Annotated in this window: 13 protein-coding genes and 1 pseudogene; all 14 read left to right on the top strand. The window is 68.9% G+C overall.

Features of this window, described 5'->3' with window-relative positions:
- The first annotated feature begins 489 nt into the window (after positions 1-489).
- The 14 genes and pseudogenes from ACFY6U_RS00275 (at position 490) to ACFY6U_RS00210 (ending at position 16,162) form a co-directional block, all read left to right on the top strand.
- Positions 490-1,509, top strand: coding sequence for a zinc-binding alcohol dehydrogenase family protein (locus ACFY6U_RS00275; protein ID WP_390034319.1), 1,020 nt, complete (start codon positions 490-492; stop codon positions 1,507-1,509).
- A gap of 101 nt (positions 1,510-1,610) precedes the next feature.
- Positions 1,611-2,345: a GntR family transcriptional regulator gene (locus ACFY6U_RS00270; RefSeq protein ID WP_390034318.1), complete on the top strand. Its 735-nt coding sequence runs from the start codon at positions 1,611-1,613 to the stop codon at positions 2,343-2,345.
- A gap of 568 nt (positions 2,346-2,913) precedes the next feature.
- Complete coding sequence (locus ACFY6U_RS00265) at positions 2,914-4,266, top strand: hypothetical protein (protein WP_390034317.1); 1,353 nt, start codon at positions 2,914-2,916, stop codon at positions 4,264-4,266.
- Between the two features lie 75 nt (positions 4,267-4,341).
- The gene (locus tag ACFY6U_RS00260; RefSeq protein WP_390034316.1) at positions 4,342-5,439 is read left to right on the top strand and encodes an NADH:flavin oxidoreductase/NADH oxidase; all 1,098 of its coding nucleotides are present in this window, start codon (positions 4,342-4,344) and stop codon (positions 5,437-5,439) included.
- 187 nt (positions 5,440-5,626) lie between these two features.
- Positions 5,627-5,993 (top strand): annotated as a pseudogene (locus ACFY6U_RS00255) (transketolase); the annotation flags it as partial.
- A 228-nt stretch (positions 5,994-6,221) separates the two neighbouring features.
- Positions 6,222-6,950: a deoxyribose-phosphate aldolase gene (gene deoC, locus ACFY6U_RS00250; RefSeq protein ID WP_390034315.1), complete on the top strand. Its 729-nt coding sequence runs from the start codon at positions 6,222-6,224 to the stop codon at positions 6,948-6,950.
- A 9-nt stretch (positions 6,951-6,959) separates the two neighbouring features.
- Positions 6,960-7,724, top strand: a complete 765-nt coding sequence (locus ACFY6U_RS00245) for an SDR family NAD(P)-dependent oxidoreductase (RefSeq protein ID WP_330351173.1) — start codon at positions 6,960-6,962, stop codon at positions 7,722-7,724.
- Between the two features lie 113 nt (positions 7,725-7,837).
- A complete protein-coding gene (locus ACFY6U_RS00240; protein ID WP_390034314.1) occupies positions 7,838-9,400 on the top strand; it encodes an FGGY-family carbohydrate kinase in 1,563 nt (520 codons plus the stop codon).
- Positions 9,401-9,449: 49 nt separating this feature from the next.
- Entirely contained in the window at positions 9,450-10,538 is a 1,089-nt protein-coding gene (locus ACFY6U_RS00235; RefSeq protein WP_390034313.1) for a hypothetical protein, read from the top strand.
- Between the two features lie 87 nt (positions 10,539-10,625).
- A complete protein-coding gene (locus ACFY6U_RS00230) occupies positions 10,626-12,149 on the top strand; it encodes an aldehyde dehydrogenase family protein (protein WP_390034312.1) in 1,524 nt (507 codons plus the stop codon).
- Positions 12,150-12,151: 2 nt separating this feature from the next.
- Positions 12,152-12,526, top strand: a complete 375-nt coding sequence (locus ACFY6U_RS00225; RefSeq protein WP_390034311.1) for a DUF779 domain-containing protein — start codon at positions 12,152-12,154, stop codon at positions 12,524-12,526.
- 48 nt (positions 12,527-12,574) lie between these two features.
- The gene (locus ACFY6U_RS00220) at positions 12,575-14,461 is read left to right on the top strand and encodes a propionyl-CoA synthetase (protein ID WP_390034310.1); all 1,887 of its coding nucleotides are present in this window, start codon (positions 12,575-12,577) and stop codon (positions 14,459-14,461) included.
- Positions 14,462-14,510: 49 nt separating this feature from the next.
- Positions 14,511-15,389: a ketose-bisphosphate aldolase gene (locus ACFY6U_RS00215; RefSeq protein WP_390034309.1), complete on the top strand. Its 879-nt coding sequence runs from the start codon at positions 14,511-14,513 to the stop codon at positions 15,387-15,389.
- On the top strand, positions 15,386-16,162 hold the full coding sequence (locus ACFY6U_RS00210; RefSeq protein ID WP_390034308.1) for an HAD-IA family hydrolase: 777 nt from the start codon (positions 15,386-15,388) through the stop codon (positions 16,160-16,162). Before ACFY6U_RS00215 ends, ACFY6U_RS00210 begins: the two co-directional genes overlap by 4 nt.
- The last annotated feature ends 292 nt before the right edge of the window (positions 16,163-16,454 follow it).

Raw genomic sequence — 16,454 nt, 5'->3', positions numbered from 1 at the left:
GCAAGACTGGACAGTGGGTGGCGCATGTGTCCTGAATGCGCGTTCTCGCAAGATCGGACTCTCCTTTCGATCGCGCGTCCCCGGAGGAGCTCGCACCCGAGTCGGGTCGCTCGGGGCCTCGAAATCCCTCACTCCACCAGCATCGGCGCGGCGGGTCTCCGCGGCGCGTCCAGTCCGTTCGGGATCACGCACGGACTGTCGGCCAAGTCGGTTCCTGCGGAAGGAGTTCGCACCCAGACCCGCGATCGACGAGTCCAACTTCCTTGCTTGTCGCGCAGGTTGGAGCACGGGTGCGGAGGCCGCGCTGCCTCCTCTGCCGCGGGTGCCGCGGCGGCGGGCCGGGGCCGACCGGCTCGGTCGGCTGCGCAGCGGCGATCGTGACCATGGCATGGTGGGGCGAACGGCACCGCGCCGTGATCCACGCCTCTTCGCCGCGTCCGGACCGGCGGCCGGAGCGCCTGCGCGGCGCCGACGCGCAAAACCGATCTGATGGAGGCAGCGGTGGGCGGCACGATGACAGGGATCGTCGCGCAGGGAGGCCGCGGTGCCGCGGACCCGGACGCGTTCCTCACCCGCACCCTGCCGATGCCCGGGCTGCGACCGCGCGACCTGCTCGTGCGGATCCACGCCGTCTCGGCCAACCCCGTCGACACGAAGCTGCATGCCCGCATGGGGCAGGGGGAGTCCAGGGTCCTGGGCTACGACGCCGCAGGGACTGTCGAGGCGATCGGAGCCGATGTCACCGAGTTCGCAGTGGGGGAGCGCGTCTACTACGCCGGCGACGTCACGCGTGACGGCACGAACGCCACCTACCATGCGGTGGACGCCCGGCTCGTGGGACGGATGCCGCGTGGTCTGACCTTCGCGCAAGCCGCGGCGTTGCCCTTGACGACCATCACCGCATGGGAAGCCCTGTTCGACCACTTCGGGCTCTCCGCCGAGAGCACGGGAACCCTGCTGGTACTCGCCGGGGCGGGTGGCGTCGGCTCGATCGCCCTCCAGCTCGCCAAGCGGCTGACGAACCTGCGAGTGATCGCGACGGCCTCCCGGCCCGAGTCCCGCGCGTGGGCACTGGCCCACGGCGCCGACCACGTCGTCGACCACCATGACCTGGTCAAGGAGGTGAAGAGGGCCGCGCCCCTGGGCGTGGACTACATCCTGGCCCCGCACACCGAGGGCAACATGCAGGCTTTCGCGGAGATCGCCGTACCGTTCGGCCGGGTGGCCGCGCTTGATTCCCCCACGGCGCTCGACATCCTTCCCCTGAAGGACAAGTCGGTCACCTGGCACTGGGTCAAGATGTTCACCCGCCCCATGTTCGAGACACAGGACATGGCCGCGCACCGGCGGCTGCTCGACCGCACCGCCGAGCTCGTCGAGGCAGGGACGATCCGCACCACGATGGCCACCACTCTGCACGGGATCACGACGGACACCATCCGCCGGGCACACCTGGAGGTGCTGTCGGGAAGGACGGTCGGCAAGATCGTGCTCACCGCCACCTGGTGACCGCGGCGGTCCGAGGTGTTGACAAACTCCCGCCCTCGTGCCACTAGCAGGTGATATGCTGACCGTTCCTGTACATACATGTTGCCGAAACGGGGGCCGCCATGTTGGACCGATCGAGCCCGACGCCGCTGCATGTACAGCTGGAAGAGGCGATCAAGGACAGAATCGCCGACGAGGAGTGGCTGCCGAACAAGCAGATCCCGTCCGAGAACGAGCTGAGCGCGACGTACGGACTGAGCCGGATGACCGCGCGGGCGGTGATCACGAGGCTCGTCCAGCAGGGGCTGGTCTACAGGGTTCCCGGCAAGGGGACCTTTGTGGCCGAACCCAAGATCGCCAACAGGGCGCACCTGCCGATCGGCATCCAGCGCCAGCTCGACGACCTGGGGATCTCCAGCAAGACCATTCTGCTGAACTCCTCCAAGGTGGAGGCGCCGGGGCGGGTGCGCAAGGAGCTGGGGCTCGGCGAAGGCGACACGGTGTACCGGATCGAGCGGCTGCGGACCGTGCACGGCGAACCGCTGAGCATCCACCTCTCCTACATCCCCGTGGGTGTGTGCCCGGACCTGGGTGACAAGGACCTGGAGGGTGTGCAGCTGCGCGACGTGCTGGAATCGGACTACGGTCTGAAGCCGGCGCGGGTCGTCGAGTCCGTCGAGACGGCGTTGGCCAGCGAGCGCGACGCCCAACTGCTCCAGGTGAAACCCGGCTTCACCCTCCTGCAGCTTGAGGAGACCAACTACGCGTCCTCGGGCGGGCCGTTCGAGTACTGCCACGTGCTCTTCCGTGGCGACAAGATGAAGGTGACCTTCGAGTTCCACCGCCCGCCGGAGTGAGCGTCGCACGCTCGAGTGACGCTGTCGGTGAGCCGTCCGGCGGCACCCGCCGGCTGCCCGGCGAGGGACGCTGCCTGGGCTTTGACAGGTCGTCACCGGGCGGTTAGGCGATCACTCGCGGCCGAGGGGTGGCGGCGTTCGGTGCGGTGAACCCTCATGGCGGTGCGGAACAGCCTGCATCACCGCCCCCGGCGCCCGGAAGCCGGGCTGCCGGCAGCCCGGAACCACTTCGTCCGTGCCTTCGAAGCCCCTGGCCGACTGCCGTCGGGCGCCCCGCCCTCACGGCGCGTCCGATGCCGGCCATGCCGGACTTCGTGCTGCTGTGGTGGCCCGCTGTGGGCTGCTCGGCATCCCGCATCCGAAGCCTCCCGGGTGGGCCACATGGTGTCGGCCTTCTCGATGTGTGGACGCGTGCGTGCGCGAACGTCATGGATCCGATCGGTTGACATGCGGGGAGCGACCACCTAGCTTTCCCTGTATATACAGGTAATGCCTCAGTAACTCAGGTGTATCTACTTGTGGAGTGAGGCTCCCGCGTACTCCTCCTGTAGCGCAGGAAGGCGAGAAGATGCCCCATGTCAACTACCGGTCTGCCGGTGCCGGGCGCACCGGAGTGCACTACACGCTCGGCGCTCTGACCGCGGACGCGGCCCGCGGTCACGAGGGCGACGTCCGCCGGGTTCGCGACCTCCTTCTGGAGCGCCGGGACTTCGAAGCGCTCAACCGGTGCGCGAGCGCGGTGGCGGTGACGGACCGGTTCCGTGACGTCATCAGGACGTTCGCCGTGCCCGAGGGGGAAATCCCGGCAGGCTTCCGGATCGAGAGCTCACTGGAGCCCGACGGTCTGCTGTCGATCGACCTCGTGCGCGACATCGGCTTCGACGGGAACGGCGTTCGCCGGCCGACCGGTGTCGTGTACTCCGCGGACTCCGCCAACCCGTACGAGGTCGCCCCCGTCGCGGGTCTGCTGGGCAACCTCACCTGCAACCCCGGGATCGTCTACGACCTGTTCATCAACAATCCCGAGGCGAACGTCGGGCGCAAGTTCCACACGCTGGAGGAGGTGATGACGGAGCTCGGCGACGTCCTCGGTCCCGGCTGCGACGTCAGCGTCGAGATCGAGAACCCCTTCGAGCCGGACTTCGACAAGATCCTTGACGAGATCGCGGTGTACCGCGAGATCCTCTCGCCGTACCGGCTCGTGGTGAAGGTCCCGCACACCGGCCCGGTGAACGCCGGCAACGTGCACGAGTTGATGAGCGGCGACCGGAAGCTGGGCGCGCACTACGCCTCCCCGTCCACGCAGGACGCGTTCCGGTCGCACACCCTCGCTCTGGCCCTGCGCGAGCACGGCTACCGCGTCAACTACACGCTCATGTTCGAGCCGTACCAGAGCGCCCTGGCGCTGCAGGCGAAGCCGTACTTCATCAACAGCTTCATCCGCCACCGGCTCTCGCAGGCCAGGCACGTGCGTGATCTCGTCGCCTCCTACCGTGCCACCCGGGACAGGTCCCGCCTCGAGCAGTTGAGGACGTTCCTCGTCGACACCGACCACTTGTCCGCCTCGGGCGGCGACCGTGAACTCATCGACGTCCTGCACTACGGCGAGGATCTCGTCTCCTACCGGCACCTGAACGACGCGGAGGGGTGGGACGGCCTGGACGCCGTCCGGCACAACCTGCGCCTGCTCAAGCAGTCCCACCTGCCCGACACCCGTCTGATCGTGTGCAGCATGGAGGGCGCCAACTACCGGGATCTCGACAAGCTGATGACCGATCCCGAGTTCGCGGACGTCGTCGACCGGCTGGTCATCACGGCCGAGCCCGAGTACCTCGCGCGCTTCGCCTCGGCGAACCAGGTCGTGTCGTACCAGCGCCGCTTCATGAACGCGGCGGCCACGGCCCCGGTCGGCCATGACTGACCGGCGCGACAGCGACCCCCGTCAGACGACACCCGGCGTTCCGCCCGCCGCAGACCTCCAAGGAGACCGGTGACCATGCCGCTTCTGTTCGAGCCCTGCACCCTGCGGGGTGTGTCCGTCCGCAACCGGATCTGGCTCTCCCCGATGTGCCAGTACTCCTGTGTCGAGGAGGACGGCATGCCCCACGACTGGCACCTGGCCCACCTGGGCGCACGGGCCCAGACCGGCTTCGGGCTCATCATGTCCGAAGCCGTGGCGGTCGATCCCGCCGGCCGGATCACGCCGCAGGACGCCGGATTGTGGAACGACAGGCAGGCCGAGGGCTGGGCCCGCATCGTGGACTTCGTGCACGCCCAGGGCGCGGCGTTCGGTTTCCAGATCTCCCATGCCGGCCGCAAGGCCTCCACCTGGCGTGGCTTTCCCGGTGAGCCGTCCGGCGTGCTGCCCCCCGACCGGGGTGGGTGGACCACGGTCGCTCCGTCCACGAGGGAACACCCGGGCCGCCCCGCGCCCCGGGCGCTGACCCGGGACGAGATGAAAGGTGTCGCCTCCCGGTTCGCGGACGCCGCGCGGCGCGCGCACCGGGCGGGTGCCGACGTCCTGGAGATCCACGCCGCGCACGGGTATCTGCTGCACGAGTTCCTCTCGCCCCTGGCCAACGACCGGACCGACGAGTACGGGGGATCCTTCGAGGGACGCGTGCGTTTCCCCCTGGAAGTCGTCGAAGCCGTCCGGAAGGTCTGGCCGGACCGCAAACCGCTGTTCGTGCGCGTCTCGGCGACCGACTGGCTGCCGGACGCCTGGGACATCGAACAGACCAGCAGGTTCGTGGGGCTCATGCGCGAGCGGGGCGTGGATCTGGTGGACGTGTCCAGCGGCAGCATCGCCCCCGCCGACATTCCCGCCACGCGCGGCTACCAGGTCCCCCTCGCCGCCAGGATCCGCGAGGACAACGGGATCCCCACCGCTGCCGTCGGACTGATCCTCGATCCCAAACAGGCCGAGGCCGTCCTGGCGGCCGGTGAGGCCGATGCGGTCTTCCTGGGGCGCGTGGCCCTGCGGGAGGCGGCCTGGCCCCTGCGCGCCGCACACGAACTCGGCATGCCGTGGACGCAGGCGCCCTACCCAGGCCAGTACACCCGCGCCCGATGGGACGCCATCCCGGACGTGTGAGCCGGCCGATCTCGCGCCGCGGGCGGCAGGCTGCCTCCCCACCCGCCCGCGGCGCGGCACCACCCCGAGGAGAAAGCGTTTCCGTCACTCCGAAGGAGAAAAAGCTGTGCACTCCCGCACGACCACCGACCACCTGCAGTGGAGCGACATCGACCAGCGTGCCGTGGACACCGCGCGCGTCCTGGCGATGGACGCCGTGCAGAAGGCGGGCAACGGCCACCCCGGGAGGGCGATGAGCCTGGCCCCGGCCGCCTGCCTGCTCTTCCGGAAACTGATGCGGCACGACCCCGCAGACCCCGACCGGACCGGCCGGGACCGCTTCGTACTGTCCCCCCGGCCGCACCAGCCTGACGCTCTACATCCAGCTGTTCCTCGCCGGATACGGCCTCGAACTCGAGGATCTCCAGGCCTTCCGCAGCTGGGGAAGCCGCACGCCCGGACACCCGGAGCACGGACACACGCCCGGTGTCGAGACCACGACGGGCCCGCTCGGCCAGGGTGTCGCCAACGCTGTCGGCATGGCGATGCCGGCCCGCTTCGAGCGCGGCCTGTTCGGCTTCGGCCTGACCGCCGAGGCCGTGGCCGACGCGGCCTGCGAGTCGATCAGCGCGGCCTCCCGCCCTGCGGAGCGGCCATGCTGAACACCTCTGCCCAACTCCCCTGAACCAGTCTCTTGACTGGCCCAGGCGCCGCACATACGCTCTCGTCCAATCTCGTACTTGCCTGTATATACAGATCTAATCCAGGGGTACTGAGAACAGCCTCTAGGGAGGTCCGAAATCGTGATCAAGATTCGCGGCAAGAAGATCGACGCGCAGTCGTTCGCCAAGATGCTCGACATATCGCTGGTCCACCCCGACACCACCCTGGACTCCATCAAGGAGCTCGTGGCGGTCTGCCTCGAGCACAACGTCCACGCGTGCTGCGTGAACCCGAACTACCTCGACTACATCGTCAGCGAGCTCAAGGGCACGGACGTGCTGCCGAACGTGGTGACCGACTACCCCTTCGGCACCGGCACCCTGACCTCCAAGGTCGCCGCGGTCGAGGACGCGGTCCGGCGCGGCGCCGTCCTCATCGACCCCGTGATCGAGTTCGGGGCGCTCAAGAACGGCGAGTACGACAAGGTCACCAAGGAGGTCCGGGAGCTGGTCAAGGCCGCCCAGGGACGGGAGACCCGGTTCATCGTCGAGGTGTCCCGGCTGACCTCGGACGAGATCGTCGCGGCCTGCAACAGCGTGGCCGAGGGCGGCGGCGACTACGTCAAGTCGTCCACCGGACGGGAGGGCGGGCCGGACATGGCGGTCATCAAACTGATGAACGACACTCTCAAGGACTCCGGAGTCAGGATCAAGCTCGCCGGGACCGGACGCTTCTGGACCACCGCCGTGGCGCTGGGCTGCGTGGCCGCCGGGGCGGACATCGTCGGGACGCGCGCGGGTGACCAGATCATCCGTGAACTGCCGCTGTTCGAGGAGATCTTCTCGAACATCGAGATCACCAGGGACTGAGGCGGAGCCATGAGGAGCGAACGACTCAAGGGCGATGTCGCCGTGGTCACCGGCGCGGCATCCGGCATCGACCGCGCGGTGGCCCTGGAACTCGCCGCGCACGGCGCGCTGGTGGCCTGTGCGGACATCGACGACGACGCCAACGCGAACACGGTCAAGGAGATCCAGGAGGCCGGCGGCGAAGCCTTCGCGGTGCACATGGACATCTCCGACTCGCCGTCCGTGAAGCGTGCCTTCCAGGAGGTCTTCGACCGGACCGGGAAGATCACGATCCTGGTCAACGGCGCGGCCGTCGCCCGGTTCTCGCAACTGCCTGAATGTTCCGACGAGGAATGGGACTTCGTCATGAACATCAACCTCTCCGGGGCGTTCCGGTGCTTGCGCGAGGTCCACCCCTACATGAAGCTCACCGGTGGCCGCATCGTCAACATCTCCTCCACGTCCGGAAAGAGCGGCGGCAGTTGGGCGGGCCCCCACTACGTGGCGTCGAAGGCGGGTCTCATCGGTCTCACGAAGTACGCCGCCGGCTATTTCGTCAGCGACGGCATCCGGGTCAACGCGGTCTGCCCCGGCGTCACCGAGACCCCGCTCACCGACCAGGGAGCGCACACGGACACCACGAAGGCCCAGCAGGTCGGCAACGTGCCGATGGGTCGGATCGCCCAGCCCTCGGACACGGCCGGTGCCGTGATGTTCCTCGTCTGCGACGAGAGCGCGTACGTCACCGGCATCTCGGTGGACGTCACTGGCGGCCGCTACATGTACAACAACTGAATCACTTCGCGACAGATCTCCGGTAATTTCCTGACCGGATTCTGGTGCAGCACAAATCGGGCCGCTCGGGACGGCGGCACGTCTGAATCTACTGAATTCAAGGAGGAATCTCAGTGGACAGCAAAAGATATGTGATCGGCATCGACGCGGGCACGACCGGATGCCGCACCGTCATCTTCAACCTCCGCGGCGACGAGATAGCGTCGGGCTACAAGGAGAACCCGCTGCGCTACCCGCAGGCCGGCTGGGTCGAGTGCAGCCCGCAGGCGATCATCGACAACTGCTACGACTCCACCCGCGAGGCGATCGGCAAGAGCGGCATCGACCCCCAGGACATCGCCTCCATCAGCTTCACCATGATGCGGTCGAGTTTCGTGCTGCGCGACGAGGACGGCGGCTTCGTCCGGGACATCATCATGTGGCAGGACCTGCGCAACGCCGAGATGCTCCCTTGGATGGAGCAGCAGCTGGCCGAGCACGGCATGACGGCCGACGACCTCTACGACATCACCGGATTCCCCCTCGGGCAGGTCTGGCCCTCGTCGAAGATCTACTGGGTCAAGAAGCACCACCCGGAGCTGTACGAGCGCACCGCCCTCATCCACAGCATCCACGCCCTCGTCATGAAGGCCTACGGCGCCGACGACTACATCGACGACACCGACGACGCGGGCTGGTGGCAGATCGTCGACGGCGACACCTTCCAGTACGACCACAAGCTGGCCGGGATCTTCGGTGTCGACGCGGCGAAGTACTCGAAGAACGTGCCGTCGGGCACCGTCGCGGGCGCAGTGACCAGGGAGGTGGCGGAGAAGACCGGCCTGGCCGAGGGGACCCCCCTGGTCGTCGGCAGCGGCGACCACCAGTGCGCAGCCGTCGGTCTCGGCAACATCACCGAGGGCATGGCCTCCCTCGTGCTGGGCACGGCCGGCGTCATCGTGGCCCAGTCCGAACAGCCGGTGCGTGACCCCAACAGGAAGGCCCACGTGATCGGGTCGGCCCTGCACAAGTGGGAGATCGAGGGACACGCGAGCGCGGCGGCCAGCAGCTTCAAGTGGGTGCGCCAGACGTTCGGCCAGCTGGAGATGACCGCGCAGGAGCTGACCGGCATCGACTGCTACGACCTCCTGACCCGGCAGGCGGCCCAGTCCCGTCCGGGCGCGCAGGGCCTCGTCTTCGTCCCGTGGCTGGCCGGCGCGGCCTGCCCCTTCTACAACGCCGATGCCCGGGGCGCCTTCGTCGGCATGACGTTCGGGCACAACAAGTCCGACATCGTGCGGGCGGCGATGGAGGGCGTCTGCTACGAGATGCGCGCGATGATCGACGCCATCAACCAGGCCGGTCTTCCCGACTTCGAGTTCTTCCGCATATCCGGCGGCGCCGCACGCTCGCCGCTGTGGAACCAGATCTCCGCCGACGTGTACGGCAAGCCCGTGGAGACCGTCAAGGCGAAGGAGGCCACCGCCCTGGGCGCCGCGATGATCGGCGCGGTCGGAGCCGGCGTCTTCGGCAGTCTGAAGCAAGCCGTCGACGAGATGGTCCACGTGGTCGGCCGCTGGGAGCCCGTCGAGGCCAACGTCAAGGTCTACGACGACATGTACCAGATCTTCGACGGCACCTACCACGCCCTGAGCGACCGGGTCTACCCGGCCGTCGCCGCGGCGCAGGGGTTCTGATTCCGAGCGCGCTCGGAATCAGGAAGCGCACCTGAAGGGCGATGAATCCATGGAAACAGTGATCATCGGTGTCGTGGTCTCGTTCTGCGCCGGCGCTTTCGCCGCCGCTCTGGGCGCCGTGGGGGCCGTCACCCTCACCGGACTCGCCGCGTTCGTCGCGCTGCTCGTGGCCCCCGGCCAGGCAGGGCATGTCGACTTCCTCGGGGTGTACGCGTTCGGGCTCTACCTCGGACCGCACGTGTCCTTCGGCCCCGCCGTCGCGGCCGCCGCCTACGCGGGCCGGCGCGGTTACCTGGAGGAGACCGGCAAGAACGTCCTCACCCCTCTCATCAGCACCGGTCGGGTCTCGCCCATGGTCGTGGGCGGCCTGTTCGGCACCCTGGGCTACTTCCTGCAGCGCCTGTTCGCCGACGCCTTCGGCTCCCGCGTCGACAGCATCGCCCTGACGGTGACACTGATCTGCATCATGGGCAAGCTCTTCGGCCGCCGCGGCTTCGGCGAGATCTTCGCCAGGACGCCCGACGAGGTCAAGGCGGCCGGCGGCCGCTACAGCGTGCGCAGCCCGGCGGTCTGGCTGTCCTGGCAGTGCACGCCGCCCGTCCTGACCATGGTGGGGATCTTCACCGGGGGACTGGCCGGCTGGATCGCCTGGATGATGCTGCAGAACCCGGCCACCGCCGGCCTGGCCATCATCCCCGCCTGGGCCATCGGCGTCGTCACCTTCTTCTTCTTCGCCTCGGGACTGCAGATCCCGGTCACCCACCACGTGGGCATGGTGGCCGGCCTGGCCGTGGTCCAGAGCTACGCGGTCACCCACAGCAGCATCAGCATCCTGTGGGGCATCGCCTTCGGCATCCTCGGAGCCTTCGGCGGAGAGTTCATCTCCCGCACCATCAACAACTTCGGACACGGCTACGTCGACGCACCCGCCGCGGTCATCTTCGTCGCGTCGGTGGTCGTGAACATCCCGATGAAGGACCTGGGCCTGTTCCACGACCGCTTCGTCCTGCCGGCGGTCGTCATCGCCGCCGCCGTCGCCTATTCCCTCTACATCAGCCGCAAGCTCGCACCGGCCGCGGGCGAGGCGCAGAGCGTGCGCGGCGGCGACGTCCCGGACGAGGTCCCCGCGGTCGGCTGACCGGCCGATCCCCGGGCACCACCACCCATTCCCCCGTTTCCCTCTGCCCCGCGCAGAGTGCCAGAGTCATGACAGGAGGGCCGTGCCATGCCCCAGTACGCAGCGCCCGGCGCACCCCAGAGCGTGGTGGCGTTCAAGCCGCGCTACGACCACTTCATCGGCGGCGAGTACGTCGCGCCGGCGAAGGGCGAGTACTTCGAGAACCCCACCCCGGTCACCGGCGCGGTCTTCACCGAGGTCGCCCGCGGCACCGCCGACGACGTCGACCGCGCGGTCGCGGCGGCCGAGGGCGCCGCGGCCTCCTGGGGCCGCACGTCGCCGGCCGAACGGGCGCTGATCCTCCACCGGATCGCCGACCGGATGGAGCAGCACCTGGAAGCCCTGGCCGTCGCCGAGTCCTGGGACAACGGCAAGCCGGTCCGTGAGACCCTCGCCGCCGACATCCCGCTGGCCATCGACCACTTCCGGTACTTCGCCGCGGCGATCCGGGCGCAGGAGGGCGGGATCTCCCAGATCGACGCCGACACGGTGGCCTACCACTTCCACGAGCCCCTGGGCCCGGTGGCGCAGATCATCCCCTGGAACTTCCCGATCCTCATGGCCACCTGGAAGGTCGCCCCCGCGCTGGCCGCCGGCAACACAGTCGTCCTGAAGCCGGCCGAGCAGACCCCCGCCTCCATCCATGTGCTGCTCGACCTCATCGCCGACCTGCTCCCGCCCGGCGTGCTCAACGTGGTCACCGGCTTCGGCGTCGAGGCCGGAAAGCCCCTCGCGCAGCACAGGGGGATCCGCAAGGTGGCCTTCACGGGCGAGACCACCACCGGCCGGCTCATCATGCAGTACGCCAGCGAGAACATCATCCCGGTCACCCTGGAACTCGGCGGCAAGAGCCCCAACGTCTTCTTCGCGGACGTGGCCGCCGCCCGGGACGACTTCTACGACAAGGCCCTCGAGGGCTTCGCGATGTTCGCGCTGAACCAGGGAGAGGTGTGCACCTGCCCGTCGCGAGCGCTGATCCAGTCCTCGATGTACGAGCAGTTCCTCGCCGACGGGATCGAGCGGGTCGGCCGTATCCAGCAGGGCCACCCCCTGGACACCGAGACGATGATCGGCGCACAGGCGTCCAACGACCAGTTCGAGAAGATCCTCTCCTACATCGACATCGGCCGGAAGGAGGGCGCCAAGGTCCTCACCGGCGGCGAGCAGGCCGACCTCGGCGGAGAGCTCTCCGGGGGGTACTACATCCAGCCGACCGTGTTCGAGGGCGACAACAAGATGCGGGTCTTCCAAGAGGAGATCTTCGGCCCGGTCGTCGCGGTGACCCGGTTCGACGACTACGCCGACGCCGTCAAGACCGCCAACGACACGCTGTACGGCCTCGGGGCGGGGGTGTGGACGCGCGACAACAACACCGCCCACCGCGCGGCCCGGGAGATCCAGGCCGGCCGGGTGTGGACGAACTGTTACCACGCCTACCCCGCGCACGCCGCCTTCGGCGGCTACAAGCAGTCGGGCATCGGCCGCGAGACGCACAAGATGATGCTGGAGCACTACCAGCAGACCAAGAACGTCCTCGCCTCCTACTCGCCGAACGCGCTGGGCTTCTTCTGATCATGCCGATCCGGAGAGTCGATCTCACCGCTGCCGCCGGCCGGCTCCTGCGGGAGCTGGCCGGCGAGCACGGGCCGTTGATGTTCCACCAGTCCGGCGGCTGCTGCGACGGGAGCGCACCCATGTGCTACCCGGCCGGGGAGTTCCGCACCGGTCTCTCGGACGTGCACCTGGGCGACCTCGACGTGGACGGGCTCGACACCCCGATCCCGGTGTGGATGTCGGCCGCGCAGTTCGAATACTGGAAGCACACGCACCTGACCATCGACGTGGTCCCCGGCCGGGGCGGCGGATTCTCGCTGGAAGCCCCCAAGGGAGTCCGCTTCCTGATCCGCTCGCGCGTACTCACCGACGACGAGCTCGCCCCACCGGACTGAGGACAGCACGGGCAGCACGGGCAGCACGGACAGCACAGGGAGTCATTCATGGACGCGTATGCCGACAGCTACGCAGCAAGCCTCAAAGACCCGCAGCGGTTCTGGCTCGATGCCGCACACGCCGTCACCTGGTCACGTACACCGCGAAGGGCGCTGGACGACGGCCGCCCGCCGTTCCACCGCTGGTTTCCCGACGGGGAGCTGAACACCTGTTACAACGCGCTGGACCGGCACGTCGAGGCCGGGCACGGCGAACGGCCGGCCCTCCTCTACGATTCCCCCGTCACCGGCGCCACCGCGGCATACACCTACGCCGAACTGCGGGACGAGGTCGCACGGTTCGCCGGAGTCCTGCGCGACCAAGGTGTCGGCAAGGGCGACCGGGTGGTCGTCTACATGCCGATGATCCCGCAGGCGGTCGTCGCGATGCTCGCCTGCGCCCGGCTGGGCGCGGTGCACTCGGTCGTCTTCGGCGGGTTCGCGCCCAGGGAACTCGCCGCGCGCATCACCGACGCCGCTCCCAAGATCCTGGTCACCGCCTCCTGCGGGATCGAGCCCGGGCGGGTGATCGCCTACAAGCCGATCGTGGACGAGGCGATCGCCGCCTCGGACCACCCGCCCACCTCCGTCGTGGTGCTGCAGCGTGAGCGCCTGCGCGCGGACCTGGGTCCGCGGGACCACGACTGGGACGCGCTGATGGCGAATGCCCGTCCCGCCCCGTGCGTCGACGTAGCGGCCACCGACCCGCTGTACGTGCTGTACACCTCCGGCACCACCGGCCGGCCCAAGGGCGTGGTCCGCGACAACGGCGGCCACGCCGTGGCCCTGACCTGGTCGATGAAGAACATCTACGACATCGGCCCCGGCGACGTGTGGTGGAGCGCCTCCGACGTCGGCTGGGTCGTCGGCCACTCGTACATCGTCTACGGACCCCTGCTGGTCGGTGCCACCACCGTCCTCTACGAGGGCAAGCCGGTCGGCACACCGGATGCCGGAGCCTTCTGGCGCGTGATCTCCCAGTACGGCGTCAAGGCACTCTTCACGGCCCCCACGGGTATCAGGGCGATCAAGAGGCTCGACCCACAGGGAGGCGAAGTCGCCAAGTACGACCTCTCCGGTTTCACGGCGCTGTTCCTCGCGGGGGAGCGGCTCGACCCGGAGACCTACCGCTGGGCGTCGTCGATCCTGGGTGTGCCGGTGGTTGACCACTGGTGGCAGACCGAGACCGGGTGGGCGGTGGCGGCCAACCCGCGAGGACTTCAGGAACTCCCGATCAAGCCCGGGTCACCGACGGTGCCGATGCCGGGATACGACGTCGAGATCCTCAGCCCCTCCGGCGAGGTCCTGCCGCCGCGCACCGAGGGCGCCATCTGCATCAGGCTCCCCCTGCCCCCGGGCACCCTGCTGACTCTCTGGGGAGACGACGACCGCTACGTCGAGTCGTACCTGTCCCGCTTCCCCGGCCACTACAGCACCGGAGACGGCGGATACACCGACGAGGACGGCTACCTGTTCGTCATGGGCCGCACCGACGACGTGATCAACGTGGCCGGCCACCGCCTGTCCACCGGTTCCATGGAAGCGGTCCTCGCGGAACACCCGGCGGTCGCCGAGTGCGCGGTGATCGGTGTGCACGACGCCCTGAAGGGCCAGGTGCCCCGCGGCCTGGTGGTCCTCAAGGCCGACGCGGACGTCGAGGCCGACACGCTCCGCGCCGAACTGATCGCGGCCGTTCGACGGGACATCGGACCCGTGGCCGCGTTCAAGGAGGTGTCGATCGTGGACGCCCTGCCGAAGACCCGCTCCGGAAAGATCCTGCGTAAGTCGCTGCGGGCCATCGCCGACGGCCGGGTGGAACCGACACCGTCCACCATCGAGGATCCCGGCGTACTGGATGTCCTCAGGCGGGTCCTGGCGCCGCCGCCCACGAACTGACGACTTGCACCTCCATCAGCGAAGCACCCCAGCAGAAGGAAGACACACCATGGCGATGGCCAACACGGTGGATCTGGTGACCGCGGCACAGAACGGCGGATACGCGGTCCCCGCCGTCAACATCGTTGACGATCTCTCCGCACGGGCCGTCGTCCGGGCGGCCGAGGCGGCGCAGTCGCCGATCATCCTGCAAACCTCGGTCAAGACAGTGAGGAGCGTGGGCCTCACCCTGCTGGCGGCGATCGCCCGGTCGGCTGCGCAGAGCGTGCGCGTGCCCGTCGCGCTCCATCTCGACCACTGCCCCGACCGGGAAGTGATCACCCAGGTGATCGGGGCCGGTTGGACATCGGTCCTCTTCGACGCGTCGGACCGTTCCCTGGAACAGGCTCGGAAGGAGACCGCCGAGGTGGTGGCCGAGGCTCATGAGGCGGGCGTCGGCGTCGAGTCCGAGATCGAGAACATCATCGGTGTCGAGGACGGGGTCGGGTCCGACGAGGCGAAGCACTCCTACTCGGTCGGACAACTCGTCGAGGTTGCGCACGAGACCGGCACCGACATGATCGCCCCCCAACTCGGCACCGCGCACGGCCTGTACAGCGCGGCACCGGTCCTGCAGTTCCACCGCGTCGAGAGCCTGCGCGCGCTCACCGATCTCCCGGTCGTGCTGCACGGCGGCACCGGGCTGGCCGCGTCGGACTTCCGCCGGTTCATCGGCGCCGGCATATCAAAGATCAATATCTCCACCGCCCTCAAGATCGCCTACATGAAGGCGGCCCGGACCCATCTCGCCACCGCGGAGGCCACCGGCAAGTGGGAGCCGGTCAAGATGTTCGACCAGATCTCCGCGGCGGTCACGGCGGTGACGCTGGAACACATCGACCTGTTCGGCAGCAGGGGCGCGGCGACCGCGAAAGCGGTGTCCGCATGAGTGCCGACCGCGCCCTGATCCTCGACTGCGACGGAGTGCTGGCCGACACCGAGCTCGACGGGCATCTCGTCGCCTTCAACCAGGCGTTCGCGGAGTTCGGTGCCCCCTTCCGGTGGACCGCGCGGGAGTACGCCGCGCTGCTGAAGACCGGCGGAGGCAAGGAGCGCCTCATGGCGTACCTGGCCGATCACCCCGAGATCGAACTCGCCGCTCCTGGTGAGGAGTTGGCCGACAAGGTCGCCGCCATCCACCGGCGCAAGAGTCAGATCTACATCCAGCTCGTCGACGACGGCGCGCTGCCCGGCCGACCGGGCGTGCGGCGCCTGATCGCCGAGGCGCTCGACGCCGGCTGGCAGGTCGCCGTGGCCTCCACCTCGGCTCAGCACAGCGTCGAGGCGGTGCTGCGCTCGGTGGTCGGCGCCGACATCAGGGCCCGGATGAGCGGCGTCTACGCAGGGGACATCGTGCCCGCCAAGAAGCCCGCTCCGGACATCTACCTGCTGGCCCTGCGCGAACTGGGCCGCTCGGCCGAGGAGGCAGTCGTCGTCGAGGACTCCCAGTCCGGCGCGCTCGCCGCCGCCCGGGCGGGCCTCCCGCACCTCGTCACCACCAGCCACTTCACAGGCGACGACCCCTTCCCCGATGCCCGGACGGTCCTCTCCGACCTCGGCGAACCGGCAGCGCCGGCCCGTTTCCTGGCGGGCAAAGACGTACGCAACGACCAGGGCGTGGTCAACGTTCGCTCACTCCACAGGATCCTGGCCGAGGACTAGGCAATCGGCGCAGGCGCCCGGGCGGGCCCGAAGGCGCACACGGCTCGCCTGCTTCAGGACGTCCGGGCGTCGGCCCGGACCTCCCCACACCTGATGGCCCCGGCAGGCTCGGCCCACGTACTGCCACCGGCGAATCGGCCGGGCGACGTGCCATGGGGAGCACCCGCAAGGTGATCGCCGGCTGTCGCGGAGCCGCAGCCAGATCGAAGGCGGGTGTCCGTCCGCCCTGGTGGCGAACCGGCTTTCCCTGCAACGAGCCCGCCACTCGGCGTTGTCCAGCCGGTACGGCACG

Origin of the sequence: Streptomyces sp. NPDC013157, from assembly GCF_042899865.1 — a bacterium.
Classification (GTDB): domain Bacteria; phylum Actinomycetota; class Actinomycetes; order Streptomycetales; family Streptomycetaceae; genus Streptomyces.
Note: the sequence above shows the minus strand (reverse complement) of the source record. Positions and strands in the feature narration are given on the sequence as shown.

Coding starts and splice junctions, on each gene's coding strand:
- ACFY6U_RS00275 (WP_390034319.1), top strand. CDS start 490: ATGGAGGCAGCGGTGGGCGGCACGATGACAGGGATCGTCGCGCAGGGA.
- ACFY6U_RS00270 (WP_390034318.1), top strand. CDS start 1,611: ATGTTGGACCGATCGAGCCCGACGCCGCTGCATGTACAGCTGGAAGAG.
- ACFY6U_RS00265 (WP_390034317.1), top strand. CDS start 2,914: ATGCCCCATGTCAACTACCGGTCTGCCGGTGCCGGGCGCACCGGAGTG.
- ACFY6U_RS00260 (WP_390034316.1), top strand. CDS start 4,342: ATGCCGCTTCTGTTCGAGCCCTGCACCCTGCGGGGTGTGTCCGTCCGC.
- ACFY6U_RS00245 (WP_330351173.1), top strand. CDS start 6,960: ATGAGGAGCGAACGACTCAAGGGCGATGTCGCCGTGGTCACCGGCGCG.
- ACFY6U_RS00235 (WP_390034313.1), top strand. CDS start 9,450: ATGGAAACAGTGATCATCGGTGTCGTGGTCTCGTTCTGCGCCGGCGCT.
- ACFY6U_RS00230 (WP_390034312.1), top strand. CDS start 10,626: ATGCCCCAGTACGCAGCGCCCGGCGCACCCCAGAGCGTGGTGGCGTTC.
- ACFY6U_RS00225 (WP_390034311.1), top strand. CDS start 12,152: ATGCCGATCCGGAGAGTCGATCTCACCGCTGCCGCCGGCCGGCTCCTG.
- ACFY6U_RS00220 (WP_390034310.1), top strand. CDS start 12,575: ATGGACGCGTATGCCGACAGCTACGCAGCAAGCCTCAAAGACCCGCAG.
- ACFY6U_RS00215 (WP_390034309.1), top strand. CDS start 14,511: ATGGCGATGGCCAACACGGTGGATCTGGTGACCGCGGCACAGAACGGC.
- ACFY6U_RS00210 (WP_390034308.1), top strand. CDS start 15,386: ATGAGTGCCGACCGCGCCCTGATCCTCGACTGCGACGGAGTGCTGGCC.